Source organism: Bradyrhizobium huanghuaihaiense (genome assembly GCF_025200885.1).
In the GTDB taxonomy this organism is placed as follows: Bacteria; Pseudomonadota; Alphaproteobacteria; order Rhizobiales; family Xanthobacteraceae; genus Bradyrhizobium; species Bradyrhizobium huanghuaihaiense.
The window spans coordinates 9,269,659-9,288,173 of the sequence record NZ_CP104172.1; the positions used below are offsets into that span (position 1 = coordinate 9,269,659).

Below are 18,515 nucleotides of genomic sequence, written 5' to 3' on the forward strand. Positions count from 1 at the left end.
CATCTAAAGTTTGATCTGAGAAGCGCGCCGAATGGCGTCGTCATCAAAGAAGCCGTCATGCCTGCGCGTCTGGTGCGCGTCAATGAGCGCCGCGATTTCAACGAGGTACTTCATCCAATCGCCAGGCGAAAACGCAAACACATCTGAGAATGTCCACGAATCCCAATTTGGGTCGTACTTCGCCGAAATATCGATGCCGAGTACTCGATCGCTGGCAACGAGAAATTCTGCCTTGCCGTAGCGTGTGCCGTCGCTGGAATACGGCGAGGTACCCTCATCGACGAAAATAAGAGTGAATGGAATGCCCGAATAAGTGAAGTGAACGATGACCTTCCTATGAGGCGGGTATCCGTCGACCGCTTCAATGTCGCCGAAGATATTCGTCGCAGGGAAGGAAGGCGGCGTAGGGAGGTTGCCGTTTTTAATCCACGCCGGCCATGCTTCACCTCTCCAATGAGACAGCAAATCGAATACCCTATGCGGCTATCGGAAATGACGCGACGAGCGCGCTCGACAGTCCTCTTCGCTTGCGCAGCGTTCTCATTCGGTGCGCCTTTCGCCGTCTCATAAAAATGCTCCTGATAGGCCCTGAGCATTTCCGAGATAATTTGGTCTGGCGATCGTTCGGGCTTCTCAGGAATAGCGGGCGGCGGTGGAACCGCCGGCGGCGCGCCCGACTTTTTGCCCCAGATCATGATGTCCTCCCACGTCGCCGGGAATACGGATGAGCGGCGTGCCCATGTTAAGTCTGGTTAGCTTACCTGAACTCACGGCGAGATCGATTCGACGGGGACACGCGAAATCATGCGGCCGTCTAGCCGCAGCTGGCCAGAGTCGAGGAGTTCAGCGACCGCGCCCTCGACGACTTCGCGTAGTTGAGCACTTGTGGAGCCAAAGCCAAATAACCGAGCGACTGCCTGAACGAGCTCGTCTTGCGCGGCACCGAAGTTTTCGGCCACCACCTGAGTGATTGCGAGCTTCACCTCCGCAGGCGGGAGGTATTCGGGCTTCCGCAGGGTGTTAGAGCCGGTTTCGCCTCGGTCCCGGACGACGATTTGTTGGTCAGGCAAGGAATAGAATGGACCACCGACCAGCTCGCCCTTGCGCTTCGCGGCCTTCAGTGCAGCCAATACGGCGTCGCGGATACGGCTTCCGGCTCGTGCCAGTCCCCACAACGATCGGATGCGCACTACGATCTCCGCCTCGTGGATGGGTCCTTCAACGGAAACGACGCGGACAACGTACTTCGTCATTTCGAGAAGCGGGGTTTCGTGTGGCTCTCGTTGGCGGTTGACCGAAAACTTCGCCTCTTCGTAAGAAGGAATATCCGCCTTTTCGGTCGCGACCTCCGCCACGACCACATCGACATCATCCTCCTCATGCGCCGTAAAGCGAATGGGGACTGCAGAAACGGAATCGGCGGCCCGTTCATCGGCCTCGCGCCAATGGACTTTCGCGGCTTCAATGGCGCGCACGACCTTTGCGGTCTCCTCTTCCGGCCGAAGGAACCAGTCGGTAGACCAAATCCTATGCAGGACCCACCCATGCGCCTCAAGAACGTTCTGCCTCAGGCGATCCCTGTCCCTCGCAGAGCGAGATGAATGGTATTGCGCACCATCACATTCGATTCCGAGCACAAAGCGCCCGGGCTTCTCCGGATCGGCCACGGCCAAATCCACAAAGAAACCGGCTGTCCCGATTTGATTCTTCACGTCGTAACCCAAATTAGCAATGGCAGCTGCCACTTGCTCTTCGAAGATCGAGTCAGCATCTCGACCGGTCTCCTCCGCGAGACCGAGCCTTCCCGTTTGCGCAAATGAAAGAAACATCTTGAGGGCCGCTACGCCGCGCCCCTTCGCACGCGAGAGGTCAATGTCGTCGCCGGTAATCGACGAGAAGACTTCGCAGCGCAGCTTGGCACGCGAGATCAAGACGTTCAGACGACGTTCGCCCCCATCCGAGTTCAAAGGACCGAAGCTCATGGAAATGAAGCCTTCCTTTGTCCTACCGTACCCAAGGGAGATGAAGATCACATCGCGTTCATCGCCCTGAATGTTCTCTAAGTTCTTTACAAAAAACGGTTCGCTCGTGCTTCGCCCGAAGAAATCCTCGGTGTCCGGGTCTTCGCGCCTTAAGAGTTCGAGTTCATTCTGGATTGCTTGACGCTGTGCTACGGAGAACGTTGCAACGCCCAAGCTTCTGTTGGGGGTCTCGCGAGCATGGCTAACTACGGCTTCGGCGACGATTCGGGCCTCTCTCGGGTTCGCTCGAGTGTTCCCGCGATCGTAGTGGGCATCAGGATTGTAGTTGAACTTCAGCCCCATCCCGGCGACCGCATCATACGGACTCGGCACGATGAAGAGGCGGCTTTCATAGAACTGTTTATTCGACACCGCGATAAGGGACTGATGCTTGCTGCGGTAATGCCAATTAAGCATCCGATGCGGTAGCCCCTTTGCAAGACACAGGTCCAGGATGCTCTCGGCATCCTTCGCTTGGAAGGTGACGTCTTCGTCCTCGTCCCTCTCCTCGTCGTTGCCCGTTAGTTTCGCGAAGAACCGCGTCGGAGGTAACTGTCGTTCATCACCGACGACGACCATCTGTCGGCATCGTGCGACAGCACCGAGGGCATCTACGGGCTCAATCTGCGATGCCTCGTCTACAACAAGGAGATCGAACGAGATTGAGCCAGGCTTCAGGAATTGAGCTACCGAGAGCGGGCTCATCAGAAAGATCGGCTTGATCTGCTGGATAACGGGAGCGGCGCGTTCGAGCAGCTGCCTGATTGGAAGATGATTCCGCTTCTTCGCGATTTCACCGTTCAAAACGCCTAATGCACCAATACCGCCTCCGTTTCGCGGCAGGCCCGACGCATGTTCATGTGCAATCTGATCGCGCGCGAGCCGCATACGTTCCATATCGAGCTTGCGAAAGCTCTCGACAAGGCGCCCATGAACTTCGCCATCGAAACGTCTGAGGTCGGGATTATTTGCGAAACTCACGCTCCGCATGGCCTCAAAATACGATCTTTCGAAGGTCGCGAGCAGCGTGGCTTCTGAAAGTGAACCATCGAGAATGCCCTCGGCCAGCGAGCCCAGACCACTTTCCCGCGCATGTCGGACTCGGTCCATGAACGCAATCCATCGCGTGATCCGTTCAGGAGATTTCCGCCATCCCGTCACAGTTTCGACGAGAGCCCCGACAGACATGCCGTCGCCCGCTTCGAGCGGAATGCGATGCAAGTCCAGTTGAAGCGAGCTAGTCAAATAAGCGAGGCTAGACCTAGCAGCCTCGAAGCTTTCCTGGAACGAAGCGAAAGAGCTCCTATCTTCAGTCGTCAGCGTCAGGCCAGTTATCCGCTCGCGCCCATCCTCCGGAAGCCCTTCCTTTGGGAAAGCGCACCACCAAGAGGTGAGGGCACCAAGTTTCGCCCAGTCGGACTTATCCTTACGCCAATATGTACCAAAGGCCGCTTGGCCTGCCTCTTGGAGCTCCTCGAAAGATCGCCTCGCGAGTTGCGCCGAAATGAGGCCATCGATCAGCAGAAGACGCTGCTCCACGTTCTTCGGCAGCGGGACCTTGAGATACGACTTCAACAGCGAAATCTGCTCGCGATAGCGAGAGCTAAGTATCCGAAACCACGACCGGCCTTTCGCCGCGACAGTCGCCCGACATTGATCGAGTGATGCTGCCCAGGCAGACTCAACGAATGCCGCATCGAAGGTACTGCGAAGTCTGGAGAAGCGTTCGCCTTTTTCCACGATTTCAGCGACATCCTCGGCGCGCGCCCAGGCCGCGCCGCCGAACGCTCCGCGATCGCATTCCGGCATGGCTGCGGTTGCCTGCGCAATCTTAAGCAACCTTGCCATCTCACCGAAGGTTCCCGGGACTGACACCCCGAACAAACTGCTCGCACGTTCCGCGCAGACAACGAGGCTCATGAGACTCGTTGCGAGCCCATCGATCGCGTCGCGCAAGTTCTGCATCTCGCTCGGATCAAGGGCATCTCGCCCCACTCCCCGCCAAGGGTGCTGAGGCGAAGGACCATCTGAGGCAATCCTTTCGGCAAGCTCACAAACTAGCTCTCGCCGCGTTTCATAGTCCAGCGGCGTCCATGCTTCAGGAGTATCCAAAGCAAAGTTGGGCTTCCCAGAAGAGTCCCGGATGCCGAGCAGATGCCCCAACAAACGGAACGGGGTCAGCCCACTCGGTTCGTGAGCTCGATGCATCATATCGGCATGCGCATTCAGCTTGTCACGGCTGTCCGTCAGCCGCTGGATCAGCGTGGCTTCCCCTCGCGGAGCCGGAGCGGATCCGGCTCGAGCACGCTTTAACTCCTCGAGCAGTACGCGCTTGTTCGCCTTGCTTGAGTGAAGCTCCAATGCGAGCGACGACAGGCCCGAGTCTCTTAGGCGGCGGTGCACGACGTCGAGTGCGGCCATTTTCTCCGCCACGAACAATACGGTGCGTCCCTGCGCGGCCGCAGCGGCAATGATGTTCGTGATCGTTTGGGACTTACCCGTGCCAGGCGGTCCTTTGATGACCAAGTGGCGACCGCGCGCTACTTCCTCGATCGCAACGGTTTGGGATGAGTCGGCGTCGATCACATGATTCATTGCGACGGGAAGAATGATCGGGTCGATCTTGCCATCGTCCGCAACGATTGGCTCGGGAGCTTCAAATCCGTCCTGCAAGAGCCCTTCTATCGAAGGATGCAGATCCAACGATCCGTCGGCTGGCCAATTCTCTGGATCCAAGTCCCGGTACATGAGGAATTTGGAGAACGAGAAGAAGCCAAGAACCATGGCATCGGGACGAACTTCCCATCTCGATTTGCCGGAAACGGTCTCAGCGATGCCGGCCAGGTAGCCAGCGATATCCACTTCGTCCTCGTCACCGAAGTCGTCGATCTTGAGACCGAACTCGCCGTCCATCTTTGCCTGTAACGACAAATTCGGCGAAGGCGGCTCCGATCTCGATACCAGATGAAAGCGGTCGGCAGCGCTGCTGCGCTCTAGACGTACTGGTAACAGGACAATGGGCGCGAGGCGCTCAACCTCGGACTTATCGTCTTCGAACCACCTCAGGAGCCCGAGAGCGAGGTAGAGGATGTTGACGCCCTGCTCCTCCTCGAGGGTCCGTGCGTCATACCAAATATCCAAGAGACGCTTTTGTAGCGCCTCGGGCGACAGCTTCGTTTGGAGGCGCTTGTCGGTGTGGCGTGCTTGAAGTCCTGTTTCAGCCGGCTGCGGCAGTGCGTTCGAAACCGAGTTGTCCGCGGAGGCCTGATCGGTTGGCAGGAAGGTGAAGCGTTTGCCCTCCGCCAAGAGGCGAAACACCTCGGACGTCTTCTCGTCAACGATCTCGATGGCGCGAATATTCTTCGTTCTCAGCGGGATGTTGATCAGCCGATTGCGCGTGCCCAGGTCGAGCAACGCCTTCCGATCCGCGAGAAGCCTCTGCCTTACTGATGTCAATGGAGTCCCACTCCCGTTAAAACCGCAGATTGCAGGACCTGGCAAGGCCTGGTCAAGCGGGTGATAGCACTCCGCGCAGTGCGTCGTTTTATCTACCTAGAGCTTGTTTCCACTCGTGGTCGAGCAACTGTAGTCTGTTGGTCTCGACAGGACGTCTGTGAGCCAAATCATTGCGAGCAAGTTTACATAAGTTTACCAGCGTTAGCCGCTCATCAGGAAGCCGCGCCAAGTGCCGTAGATTCCAATGGAGTTGTCCGATTTCGAGAAGATCTGCGTCGTGTATGATTTCGTCGTTCTGAAGCACATGGGGCAGCCTGATGGCGCTACGAAAACGATCGATGAGATGCGCCCTCATTTCCTCAAGCCAAGGGAACACTTCCGAGACGTGGGCGCGCCAAAGCCGCTTTGTGATCTCTTCATGATCTTCAGTCGCGACATGATAGAGAATGTGAGAAAGACTGCGTGCCCCAAACATGTCCTGGGTACCTGCCTGCCAGGAAAGCCCTCGCATATCCCTATTTCTGGCGAGCTTTTGTAATCCGACGAGAGGGTGCAATAGATCGGTGGAGGACCATTTCGACAGTTCGTCAGCCAAATTAGAATCCCAGCCGGCAAACTCGACGACGATTCGTTCGAGTAGGTTAGTTGGCCCGAGTCCACTCCTTCCTTGCATTCGAGTAGAGACGTAGAGCTGCATATCGGACGGTCGCACTCGCCCAGCCCATTCGAAGAGCCGGATCGTGTCAATGTCCGATCCGATCTGGGGATTTCGCAAGAGCGCCTTGGGCAAATCGAACAGCAAACGCGGCGTCGCGCGCTTCGACCGAGCTGACTTGCGAACACAACTGAGGAACTCGGCAAGGAAAGCTACAAACTCCTTGAACCTCCCCCCTTGTTCAATACCGGTGAGTTGGACGACCGTAGCTTGGAGTCCGGGATCAAGGACAATGTCATTGGCGAATGCTCTGGGTGGCCGTCGCGCCAATGGAATGAGTTCGTTCGCCAATATCTGCGCTACTCTGCCCGCACCAGAGAGATCTACCGTCTTCCACTCCAAGGTCCCGCGCAGATCGACATTTGCAATTAAATGCCCGTGCAAGCCCGTTGGAGCCGTAGAGGGCAACGCCAAGATAATGGAGCGGCCCTCTTCAAGAGCATCCACGACGTCTGAAATAAAGCTATGTGGGCCCGGGAGGGCCCACCATATTCGCCCCAGCTCAGTCTGCATGGCGGCTCAGCTGATCCTTAACGAGCGGATTGACGGAGATTCTGGATCCTATTTGGAAAAGCGCGCCCATCCAGTTGCCATATCGGACCAAGCCATCGAGGGACATCGGCGCTTTTCCAGCGAACTCCTCGTCAACAATCACCTTTAGATCGCCTTCGCTGATCGGCGACCAACCAGCAATTGAAACAAATATCGGCTCTAGATCTGGCAAGACGCCAAAGTTGCTCAACAGTCCCGGACGGCGAGCGAGATACTTCTTTACCTCATCTGCCGCGATATCGACATTTTCGCCTCGCTCTTGCAGCGAATTCACTAAGCGGTACACTCCCTCGCCGGAATAACCGGCCGCCTCAAGCAGCTGAGTGCGAAGCCCCGGGATATCGCAATCCCGCCGCTCTCGTTCCAAAAGATATGAACGGAACGTGCTTTCGGACCAAAGCTCTACCGATTCGAGTCCGACTTCGTCGCTCAGGTTGGGTTGCTCGGCCAGAATCCGCGCCTGAGCCGCGGCACCCACGAAGACAATTCGCACGTTTCGTTCGCGAAGTTCGTCAGCAGAAGCGTTTGCGCGCCGAACCCACGACATGTCCCAAGAAATTGTGTTCGGAACGAGAGCGACACGAGTTTCGGCGAGTGAAGAACGTCCCCGGCCTGCGGCCTTTCGCAGCAACTCGTCGACGTTTCGCACACGCATGACCTCGACTGAACTATCGGGCCGGATCGACTGGAGTGCTCGCTCCACGTTGTCTAGTCCGGTTGCCGGACTCGCAATAACAATCGAAATACGAGACGAGTCTGCCTCCATGAGGCGGTACTCTTGGGCCGGCGTCAGAGGCGACGGCACTCCACGAGTAACATCGAGCATGCGGCGCTGCGTACTCCGATCGCGATTGAGCGGCTCGCGACTCTCAAACTGCAACAATTCTTCGCTGATCGAATCCTTGGAACCAAGCATTGTGACCAAGTTGGGAGATCTCAGCACAAAACCTTCTCTACCCTGCTGTGACAGCACGCCGAGACCGACGAGCTCCTCAAGAAGCGCGAGAAACGCTCCGGGCGTCCGATTCTCAAAAAGCTTTGGAGCCCATCCTAGGCAAAGCCGTCCAACCTCATCCGGCTTCATGGGAGGAGCGACGGCACCGAATCCGGTCTGCTCTATCGCAGCATTCGTTATTACGAGCGTAATCAGCTTGTACCTATCGTCGAGATCCAGGCTCAGCCGGAAGCGCTTGTTTATCTCTTCGCTAAGCGTCTGATTCTTGTAGGCCGCTTCCAAATCCTCGCTAACGATCACGAAAGGGGGACCTCCGCGATCTTGCTTGTTGGTCTTCAACAGGTGATTCAGCAATTCGCGACAATAGAGTTGGACCAATGCCGGATAGTAATTCGTCTGCGAAAGAATTCGAAGCGGCAGAGTAGAGGATTGAAATTCGAAACCTAATGCCGCCAACGGCTCGGTTACGAGCCTAAGACCTTCGTTTCTGTCCTTGTCCACGAACGGTCCGATACAAATCGGCGTTCCCAAATGACCGAGGCTTTGATTGGGGGTAGTCGCGGTCCGTTGGACATTATGAAGACCGGCCATGACTACTTTGAAGCGACCTTCCGTCCCTTCGAGAAGCTGTCTTAGCCGCACAACATTGCGGTATTTATTTTCTTCTTCCGCCAGAAGAAAAACATCGGTCTCATCGAGCATCAGAATGATTTGTCGCGAGCTCTTTCCCGACAAGAACTTCCGAATATCGTCGACAACGTCATCATCCGAAATACTGCCGGGCTGAACGCTGACCCCGGCATCGCGAAGCTCGGAAGCCAGCCTTTGCCAAAATCGCGACGCATATTCATTCGTCTGTCCGATATCATTGATATCGATGCACTTCACATAGACATCTTCGTGTGGCTTGTGCTCTTTCCGTTCAACGTCGCGCAATAATGACGACTTACCCAAACGCCGGCCGCCGAACACCAGACTTCCTCCTCGGCGAGCAAGTATCTCACGTCTTTGTTCCGCACGGCCGTAGAACATCTCGGGAGGCAGTGGCGTGATTTCGTTGTACGGATTGTAGCGAATGAACGCGCTGGAAATATTGAAAAATGCCGCCAGCCTGTCTCCTTGAATGAAGGCAAGATAGGCAATCAATGCGTCGTCGACAGCGATGCTCTGGTAGCCATGATTATGCGCTCGATGTGCGAGCTCCACTCGATCGGCATAACCAAGAATGCTCGTATATAGATGGAATGTGGCGCGCTGTTTAGCGGCGTCGCCCTGCATATGCTGGAACAGCTCGATCGTCTTGAGCTGCCCCCTGAGCACTTCGACGAGATAGTTGCCGTTAGCTTCGGATCCAAACAGGGGAACGAGGAACCCATCTGGCACCAAAAGGCGAGAGGAGGAAAGGTAGTAGCGGAATGATCTACCTGTCCCCTTCAGGTCGTCTACTTGTTTGACATCGAAGCTCAAGCCGCCCACGAACAATCGCTCGATTGCAGATGCAATATCGTTTGACGTGCGAATGTCGCACCAAGCTTCGAGCATTCGAGTCGCGTCTTCACGCTGGGCAGCCGTCATAGAGCCGAGCTCGAATAGGCCTGGAATTGGATCGGCCTCCCGCTTCAAAACCGCCAAGGCGGTATCGATGATTTTCTGTCGGTTTGAGCTAAACTCGCGTTCTAGGTTTGGCAAGAAGCCATTCATGTAGTCGAATAGAGTGGCATTCGCGCGCGAGTCTCTGGGAAGATCCTCTCCGTCGCGCAGCAGCCGCAGATATTCGTTTGCGGTAATGATGTCCTTGGCTTCGAGAAGCTTGTTGATCCTGTCGACCGCAACCGGCTTTGCAAGCCCATCGGATGCCAACTTCTCGACACTCTCTTTGAGCTGGGCGCGTACGGTTTCGAACTTTTCGTCTAATTGCTGTTCCACCCCCACAAGCGTGTCCCTGGCGGCGGGAAAGTCCGCCGCGATGCTGCCGCGCCCCTTTTGTTGCTCAAGGATGTCGTCGGATTTCATGTCCATAATTGGCAATCGATCCACTCGAATTCCGCGAACTCGGGTTTCAAGCGCTCTTTTTTCCACGTCATTGATGACATTGAGCGCGATGGCCATATTGATGTGGTCCCGAGCCGTTGCTTGCAGCCCGCCTAACTCTCCACGCAGATCACGTACATCCTCGTCGCGTCGCGTATGCTTGAGGGACAGTTCGGCTTTGGACATACCGAGCGTCTCGAGCTCGTTGATGATTCGTCCTGTCGGAATATGGGACCCGGCAACCATATGTTCCTGAAAGGCTCGATCGAACTGCTCGAGCAACGGCTCCGGCCCGCGCTCCGCTAATTTAATGGCGCCCTCTATCAGCGCCTGCTTGTCATTCGGATCGGGATCCCAGCCGCCTGAGAAACGAAGGGTTGGAATCAGGAGTAGTTCCCGTCCAAGCCACCTGTCCAGCGGCACGTCCAAAGTCGGCGGATTGTACTCATCGAACATCCGCACGAGTCGATCAATCGCACTCCGAGCAACACGCAAGGCGGCTCGCTCGACATTCGTCTCGGCATTGTGTAGCTTCAGAAAGCCCTGAGCCTGAAGCAGGTGCTCCCGAAGCATCCCGGTGAAACCATCCACCCCGGAGCTAACACTTCCACTCGATTTGGCCGGCGCTCTTTGCAGATGTCGCAGGCACCTTTCGAGAAAAGCAGTAGATGCCGATAGATTGTGTAGAAGGTTGCTTCGGGCGCGCCCCTCAAGCCGGTGAGCAAGCTTAGGCGCTCCGCTCTGTTCGATAAGATCATCAATGTTGTTCTGGCGAAGAATTCCGATTGTGAGCCTGAGCTGTTCAGCGGCTCGCTCGCCCGTCCCCGCGAAGGCCCGCATAACCTTCCCGATGAAGCCTCGGTTCGTGTCCATTATAGCGTTCCACGCAATTTCAGCCGGCCTGAAATTGCCGAAGCCGTGATAGATCTCTTCGTTATTCTTCCAGTCGGCGGCTGTTGCTTGCAGCGTCGCCAGGCGCTTTCTCCAGAACTCTTGCTGATCAGCCTTGGACAGGCTCTCGGGGACCAACATCGTGCTGTATCGATCTGCTTCCGACAAGTGCTCTACGAGCCTGTGCAGCGGTGCGGCGGACCCAAACTTTCCTCGAATATGGCGCTTGACGGCATTTCGTGCCGTTGATGCTGGCATAAACAACGCCGGAAAAAGCAAGCCCGACAGCAGATACAGGAGCGTGGCCCGCTCCCTTGAGCCAGCGTGCCAATGGATGTCCAGCGTATGAGCCGCAAGGGCGAGGCAGCAGCTCATTACTGGCTCTGGTGGCACGTCGACGACTTCTTGCGCCGCAGTCGTGAGCGCGAGAAGTTTGTAGACATCCAGATCAACATCCTCGACGGAGCTCGGATACAGTTCCTTTAGCGCTTCGGCTAGCTGGCTTGCCAGCGCGTGGCGTCCTCGCGCACTGAGCTCGTTGAGGGCGCTCCAGCCCTGCAGGACCAGTTCAGGGGTCGCATCAGACGGCGGGGGCTCTATCGGGCCCACCAGGGCCGCCACACCTGGCTGATCTTCGACGTCTTTCATCGACTTGAGCGGCTGAGCTTCCGACGGTTCATCTTCTGAAGCCTCGACAGGAGCCGTCTCTGCTTCGGTCGAAAAAGGCGAAACCGGCTCGCCTTGGGGAACAACAATCGCACCGAGCTGCTCGGTAAGCGCCGCACTGCCATTCGCAATTTCCACCAAGCGACTTTGGCCATCGCGCATCGGACCATCTAGTTCGGCACGGCGAGTCACGGCGGCAGCCAGATACTCTCGCACAGCGGCCTCATAGGCTGCTCGCTGCTGCTTCCATTCGTCTGCCAACGCGCCAATCTTGGCCACGATCAAGGCAATTTCCGACGCCTGTTCATCGGAAAATCTGCGCTCGCTCGACAGCTTCAGCCATGAGTTGAGCAATGGCTTGTCGAACGCACCTTCCGCTGCGTCCGGATCTGGAACGACAGCGAGGAGGGCCTTGAATGCAAGCTGAACCTTAAGATCAGCGCTAACCTTCAGCTCGCTGTGTTGCTTCGCACGAGCAAGGAGCGCGTTTGCTCGCTCGAGAAGGTTCGTCGCGAATGCAATATCGGGCTTCTCGGCGCCCGTTAGGTCTGCGAACCAGGCCAGCTCTTGAAACCAAGAGAACTCGACGTCCTCGATTGTGCAAATCTCGGCTGCTTCATCTTCCTGCGCGACATCGACAACGGAATCGATAGCGTTACCGCCCTCACTTGCCTCGGAAACGGACTTTGCCGATCGTTGCGTTTGATAGTCACGTGCATACCTCAGTATATCGTGCCAGACCTCGGTATCGTCGTTCCAAGTTATAGCCTCGGCGCTCAATCGGCCACGCAACACTGCGGCCAAGGTAAAATCCTTGAGCAGCTCCGCCTCTTCCTTTGCGATCAGGATCTCGGCGATGAAGATTGTAACGTCTTCATCCTTTGCGCCTGGCCGCGAGGCCCGCGCTTTGAACTCTTTGAGCCGACTGGCCTGACGCAGGACTTCGATGGCTCTATCAAAAATTGGCTCAAACAGCTTTCTCTTTTTTTGAGCCGTGTTGAGTAGGCGAATCCCTCCCGGAATGCCCAACGCGCGGTGAGCCTGCTCAACGAATCTGGTGTGGTCGAGCTTTCCTTCGGGCCAGTCGGCAATAAGGTTGCGGCACTTTTCCGAGATGTGGCGAATGTCGGAAGGCTGGATGTTTCCGATATTGGTCGCCACCCAGCTTGGAGTTGCTAGAAGCGGAACTTGAATGGTGGGTTGCAATACGTCGTAGACGCTTTGGTCATTATTCATTTGGCTGGCCCCCAATGCCCATCCCGATCTCTAGCAACTTAGAGACGAGCATCCAACTAATACCATCGGCTTGATAGGGGCCTAATCAATCCGTAGTTTTGCTGCGACGCTCCCTCCCAAGGCAGCCTGGCTCACCTTGAGCGGAAGCTGCTCGGCATGAGAATTTCGTCGCTATCTCCTGCAATATCCTGCAGAAACTCCCAGCATCAAAGCTGAAGTTCAGCCCGCTCCAGTGCAGCTTCCGTCGCTTCACGGTTGAGCACAACGATATGCTGCGTCTTCGGACTTGCTTTGGTGGCATCCCCCAACAACCCAAGCCGCTTCAACACATAAAACAGCATTGCATAGCGCACCTTCAATATCGCGCATCCACCCGTCATGCCGTAGTCCTTGGCGACAACAGCTTGTTGGTTCGCGGTTAACGCCGGATGCGGTCCAATCTCCACGTCGAAGATGTCTCGCCACAGATCGTCGCCGACGTCGCCGCCCCCCGGTTCGCCAGCATCCCTGGTTTCGAGTATCCGCGGCAGCAGAAAATCCTTGTACTTGTTGGCGAGGTGACAAAATGCCCGCGCGTGCCAACGAAGCCCGTCATAGCCGAAAGCATGGGGCGTCATTCGGCGCCATATCGCATTGTCACGCTCGGGGTTCATTGACTGGTAGTAGATTTCAATAGAGCGGTTCTCGCGGACCGCATCGATGACTGCTCGCAGCACCATTGGATCGACCTCGCGTCGTGGAGTCAGTGCGATATCCATGTGCGGCGGATTGGCAATCCACGACTGGCCAGGTTCGGTAAGGCCCTCAGCGATTGCGCGCAGGCGTGACAGATAGTTGTCCGGATCCGGCTTAAGGAAAACCGGCGCGAATTGCGGGCTTGCGACGTAGCGCTTGGCTCTCTTGTCGTAGATCGCATTCTGCGGCGCGCGCTCCTGGTAGAGCGTCAGATCTTTCGACGCCTGCGGGACGGAGACATCAAACATCTCGATAATGTCCGCGCGATTGACCCCCCCCTCCCAGAACAACCGAAACTCTATGAATTCGAGCCGCCGTTCGACCCCCCACCTTAATACCGCAGCGCCTTCTGTCATCGAACTCGACCTCCTGATGTCGATACATATCGAAACTATATGGACATCAAAACTATTCTCGTGTAGTTAGTATCCCCATTGACGAACCTCCCGTCAATAGAGACGGGCGCAAAACATGAGGAAACACAATGGCGAAGCGCAGATCGAATCAGGAAGTCACCAGCAAAAAGGCGGCTAGCGCCGCTTCCAAGGTCCTCCGGGACCCCAAGAGCAGCAAAGTCGCGAAGGCCGCGGCGGGCTCGGCGCTGACCCAGCGTCCGAACAAGAAATAACAGCGGAGGTTCACGTGACGGCCCAGTTCAAGGTTCCTCCCGCTGAAATCGAACTGCCTAAGGGCGTTCAGCGGATCCTTCCCCTCCCGAACGACCAGCTCGGCGTCCTCTGGAGCTCGATTGTCCTCGACGCCAGGATCAAGGACAAACTCACGGCCCAGGCGATCCTGAATTTCACCGTCCGTGAAAAGGTCTCGCGGACCGTGCTGCCTCTGCATGGCGTCATCCTGCTGGTGGGGCCGCCCGGCACCGGAAAGACTTCGCTGGCCCGCGGCCTCGCCCACCGCGTTGCCAAGGCGTTTCCCGGCGGCAAGTTCCGCCTGATGGAGGTCGAGCCGCATCAGCTCGCAAGCTCCTCCCTCGGCAAGAGCCAGCGCGCGGTCACTGAACTGTTCGGCCAGGCCATCGCCGAAGCCGCGGCCGAGGGACCGGTCGTGGTCCTGCTCGACGAAGTCGAGACGCTCGCCGTGGACCGCGCGAAGCTGAGCATGGACGCCAATCCGGTGGACGTGCACCGCGCCACCGACGCGGTCCTGGTCCAACTCGACGCGCTCGCGGAGCGTTATCCGAACCTGCTGTTCGTCGCGACCAGCAACTTCCCGCGTGCGGTGGACGGCGCGTTTACGTCACGCTGCGACCTGATCGTCGAGATTCCGCTCCCCTCGAAGGAGGCCTGCGCGCAGATCCTCAAGGACTGCCTGACCGGGCTCAGTGCGACCTATCCCGCGGTCGCCAGACTCGCCAGTGCGCCCGGCTTCGCGGAGTGCGCCGCCGCCTGCGTCGGGCTCGACGGCCGCGCCATCCGCAAGATGGTCGCCAGCGCGCTCGCGACCGATCCGGAGACGGCGCTGCATCCGGAGAATGTCACCCTCGCGCAGATCCTCGCGGCGGCCAAGGCCGCGAACGCCGCGCGTTCGGCGGCGGAGCGTTGACCATGAGCACCGTCTCCCGCCGCACCTTCGCCGCCACCCCCGCCCGCGACGCCCTCTCGACCTGGAGCGCGATCGTGGACGTGCTCGCACCCGGCGCCACGCATTCCGCCCGCAAGGAGCTGACGGCAGTCGCCGGCATCGCAGCCAGCATCATCTCGGACCGCTCGCCGAAGGATCATGCCATCGTGGCCACCTGCGACGGCCCGCGCACCCGCGTCTATTGCCTCTTCGACGACGATGCGGTCGACGGTTCGGACGCCAACGAAGCCGCGCTCGGTTACGACGCCTTGAAGGGCGACTGGGCCGTCTCCCTCCCCTGCCATGCCGACGAGCTCGACTGGGTGCAGCGGGCGCTGAAGAAGCACGGAACCAGAGTCACGGTGCGCGAACTCGACGCGCCGGTTGCCGCCGACCAGGACGAACCGGCCACGGCCACGGCCCGGCTTTCGCTCGTCCCCGACCTGAAGGGATTGCGCGAATCATGACCGCCGTCGCCGTAAACGTCTACTCGCACACTCACTCGGTCACCTACGTGGCCGAGAATATCCTCAAGAGCTTGAAGGACATCATCCGCCTCAGCGGCTTGGACCCCTCCGAGTTCGTGAACGACTGGGATCTGCACATGCGCGGGGTCGATGGCTGGCTCCGCTCCGGCGACCTCGAGCGGGTCATGCTCGACATCTACCATCCGCGCACGGGCGTGCTCCTTTTCCAATGGAGCATCGAGATCTCCTACGCTTGGAACGGCGGCGACGGCAGCTTCTGGACCGACACCGAACAGTTGAAATACGCGATCCGCAAGGCCGGCCTGGCGCCGAGCGAAGCGAAATACGAACTGCGTCTGAACACGAAGCCGGGGCGCCAGGATATCGCCGGCTGGAGCAAGGCCGCGGCGCGCTCCACGGAGGGCATGGTGCGGCACAGCCTCGGCACCACCATCGGCCACGGCAGCCTCAGCGGCAGCACGTCGTACCTGAGGAGGCCTTGATGCTGACGACCAACGAAGCTTTCCGCAAATTCAAGAGCAAGCTCGAGCTGAACCAGCGCGAGCAGGACAACGCCTCGTCGCGCGAGAAGGAAGTGCGCGAGTACCTCGACACCAAGTTCTCGATCAGCAACGACTTCCTCACCGGCTCCTACGCGCGGTGGACCAAGACGAAGCCGCTCAAGGACGTCGACATCTTCTTCGTGCTGAACCCGAACAAGCACGACTACCGCGACAAGGAACCGTCGGTGGTTCTCGGCGACTTCAACGACGCGCTGGTCGACAAGTACGGCGCGAAGGCGGTCAAGAAGCAGGGCCGGTCGATCAACATCGACTTCGGCGTGCATGTCGACGCCGACGACAACACCGACTACCGGATCATGAGCGTGGACGCGGTGCCGGCCTTCGTCGCCGGCGACGACTACGAGATCCCCGACAAGGACCTCGGCAAATGGATCAGGACGAACCCGAAGACGCATGCCGAGAAGGCGACGGCGGCCCATCAGGCCTACTCCAGCGAATGGAAGGGTCTCGTCCGCATGGTCAAATACTGGAACAACAATCCGAAGCACGGCGAGAAGCCGGTCAAGCCGTCCTTCCTGATCGAGGTCATGGCGCTGGAGGTGCTGCACGGCGGCTTCGGCGGCAGCTTCGACCGGGAGATCCAAGCCTTCTTCGCCACGCTGGCCGACCGGGTCTTCGACAACTGGCCGGACCCGGCGGGGCTGGGGCCGCCGATCAGCGACGGCATGAATCAGGCGCGCAAGCAGCGTGCGCGCGACCTGCTGCGCGCGGCCGAGGGCGAAGCCGCCTTCGCCATCGATCTCGCCCGCAAGGGCCGCCAGGGCGACTCGCTCAAGGCCTGGCGCGCGCTGTTCGGCCCCAAGTTTCCGGTCTCGTGAGCCCATCATGAAGCACCATCCGGGAGCAAGACATGGCTGACGCGGTGTTGCCGAGATGGCACGGCGATAATTATCAGGCGCGCGTCTTCTGGGAGAACGCGCTCAATTTGCTGGACGACACCTCGTGCATCGTCGAAGTGGCCTTTGAGGCCGATGGCCCCAAGGCTTTCGACGACGTCGTCGTCCGCTACGATCCGGCGGTGGTGCGATCGGGACCCGAACGCATCACCGCCGACTACCACCAGGTGAAGTGGCACGTCGAGACCGGCGGCCGCTTCGGCTACGAGGACCTCGTCGATCCCGACTTCATAGGCGCGAAGACGTTCTCCATCCTCCAGCGCCTCGCTGAAGCGCGGAAGAAGGCTGGTCGCGGCGCCTGCTTCTCCTTCCTCACCACTTACCGCATCAGGGACGATGATCCGCTTGGCTATCTCGTATCGGGCATCGACCGGTCACTAATCGTCGAGAAGCTGTTCGACGGGACGAAGACCGACGGCAGCAGGATGGGTAAGGTCCGCAAACTGTGGCGCGAGCACCTCGGCCTCGCCGACAACGATGCGCTCCGCGAGGTCCTGACTGGCTTCCGCATCTTCGAAGGGTATCGTTCGCTCGAGGAACTGAAGGAGCAGATCGTCCTGCGCGCTAGGACGGTCGGGGTCATCACAACGATGCCCACCAACTCCGACTTCCGGCTCGACGAACTCGCCCGTGCGCTCAAGAAGCGCGGCCTCAATTCGTTTACTCGTGAGACCTTCCGGCAGCTTTGCAAGGACGAATCCATGCTGGCCGAAGTGGTGGCCGCAGGAGATCCGCATCTGCCGGTCGCCGTGCGGTCGTTCCTCGGACCCGCGGCGGACATCGTCGGTGCCTCGCCGGACAACACGCTGGTGCTGACCGACTCGTTCCAACAGCGCTATCTCCGCGACGATCTCGACTGGCAGCGCGACATCCGTCCACAGGTCGATCGCTTCCTGCGCGCGAAGGTCGTCCAGCGCCCGAAGCTGCGACTTATTCTCGACGCCCATGCATCGGTCGCCTTCATCGCCGGTTCGGTACTGAATTTGAAGTCGGGCGTGTCGGTCGAACTCGTTCAGAAAGGTTTCCGCGGAGGATCCGCCCTGTGGCGTGCCGATGACGAGTCTGAGAACGGGGCGCCAGAGTTTCAGATCGATGAGCACGTGTTCGGCGACGGACCGGAGATTGCGATAGTGATCAGCGTCGCGCGGTCCGCGGAGGCAGCCGCACGCGCTTTTTGCCTCGCGTCGCTGCCGAGGGTCGGCCGACTCATCGAATTTGCGTTGGGTCCGAGCCAGCGCAGCGTGCTCGGTGGCGGCCACGCGGCGGCGCTTGCCGAGTCGATCGCAAACCATCTACGCGCGCTCAAGGGCAACGACATCGATATTGTCGCGCACATCTTCGCGGCTGCGCCGAACGCGTTGCTCTTCTATCTCGGCCAGCAGCACCAGGCGATCGCGCCTTGCGTCGTCTACGAGTACGATTTCGATCGGCGCGGCAATAAGAGTTACCAACCTTCGATGATGATGGACTGACTTTACTTCTTTCCAACCCGATTGCCGGTCTAACCGCTGCGCGGCGGTCGTTCCGTATCCATGATGCCGTCATGTCGCTCAGTGCGAGCGAAGTTCGAACATTGATGCCGTACGGCCCGAGGATGGTGAAGCCTTTCGACGTTTCGGCCCGAACTTGTGGTTCGTTGCGCTTCCAGCCAGCGTTCGACGCGCTCGGCCTGATAAGCAAATGCTCGAAGTCTTCGGAGCTGAGACAACGTTCCACCGCAGAATCCGCACTA

General features: G+C 58.5%; 11 protein-coding genes. 6 read left to right on the top strand and 5 right to left on the bottom strand.

The features are described from left to right. Positions 1-3 precede the first annotated feature (3 nt). From N2603_RS43245 to N2603_RS43265, 5 genes are all read right to left on the bottom strand, one after another. Positions 4-465, bottom strand: coding sequence for a hypothetical protein (locus N2603_RS43245; RefSeq protein WP_260387002.1), 462 nt, complete (start codon positions 463-465; stop codon positions 4-6). Positions 466-767: 302 nt separating this feature from the next. Then, on the bottom strand, positions 768-5,435 hold the full coding sequence (locus tag N2603_RS43250) for a DUF3320 domain-containing protein (RefSeq protein WP_260387003.1): 4,668 nt from the start codon (positions 5,433-5,435) through the stop codon (positions 768-770). Between the two features lie 130 nt (positions 5,436-5,565). After that, a complete protein-coding gene (locus tag N2603_RS43255) occupies positions 5,566-6,705 on the bottom strand; it encodes a hypothetical protein (RefSeq protein WP_260387004.1) in 1,140 nt (379 codons plus the stop codon). Next, entirely contained in the window at positions 6,695-12,523 is a 5,829-nt protein-coding gene (locus N2603_RS43260) for a hypothetical protein (RefSeq protein ID WP_260387005.1), read from the bottom strand. Before N2603_RS43260 ends, N2603_RS43255 begins: the two co-directional genes overlap by 11 nt. A gap of 206 nt (positions 12,524-12,729) precedes the next feature. After that, positions 12,730-13,614 (bottom strand): BrxR family helix-turn-helix transcriptional regulator, encoded by an 885-nt coding sequence (locus N2603_RS43265; protein WP_260387006.1) that lies wholly within the window; start codon positions 13,612-13,614, stop codon positions 12,730-12,732. 128 nt (positions 13,615-13,742) lie between these two features. Between N2603_RS43265 and N2603_RS43270 the strand changes: the two genes are divergently transcribed. The 6 genes from N2603_RS43270 to N2603_RS43295 are packed head-to-tail and all read left to right on the top strand — an operon-like array spanning position 13,743 to position 18,255. After that, complete coding sequence (locus N2603_RS43270) at positions 13,743-13,886, top strand: hypothetical protein (protein ID WP_260387007.1); 144 nt, start codon at positions 13,743-13,745, stop codon at positions 13,884-13,886. A 14-nt stretch (positions 13,887-13,900) separates the two neighbouring features. Next, a complete protein-coding gene (locus N2603_RS43275; protein WP_260387008.1) occupies positions 13,901-14,818 on the top strand; it encodes an AAA family ATPase in 918 nt (305 codons plus the stop codon). A 2-nt stretch (positions 14,819-14,820) separates the two neighbouring features. Beyond that, positions 14,821-15,303 (top strand): hypothetical protein, encoded by a 483-nt coding sequence (locus tag N2603_RS43280; RefSeq protein WP_260387009.1) that lies wholly within the window; start codon positions 14,821-14,823, stop codon positions 15,301-15,303. Further along, positions 15,300-15,806, top strand: coding sequence for an HORMA domain containing protein (locus N2603_RS43285; protein WP_259222897.1), 507 nt, complete (start codon positions 15,300-15,302; stop codon positions 15,804-15,806). The genes N2603_RS43280 and N2603_RS43285 overlap by 4 nt, the downstream gene beginning before the upstream one ends. Continuing rightward, on the top strand, positions 15,806-16,705 hold the full coding sequence (locus N2603_RS43290) for a CBASS oligonucleotide cyclase (RefSeq protein ID WP_260387010.1): 900 nt from the start codon (positions 15,806-15,808) through the stop codon (positions 16,703-16,705). The genes N2603_RS43285 and N2603_RS43290 overlap by 1 nt, the downstream gene beginning before the upstream one ends. Positions 16,706-16,737: 32 nt before the next feature. Continuing rightward, positions 16,738-18,255, top strand: coding sequence for an SAVED domain-containing protein (locus N2603_RS43295; RefSeq protein WP_260387011.1), 1,518 nt, complete (start codon positions 16,738-16,740; stop codon positions 18,253-18,255). The last annotated feature ends 260 nt before the right edge of the window (positions 18,256-18,515 follow it).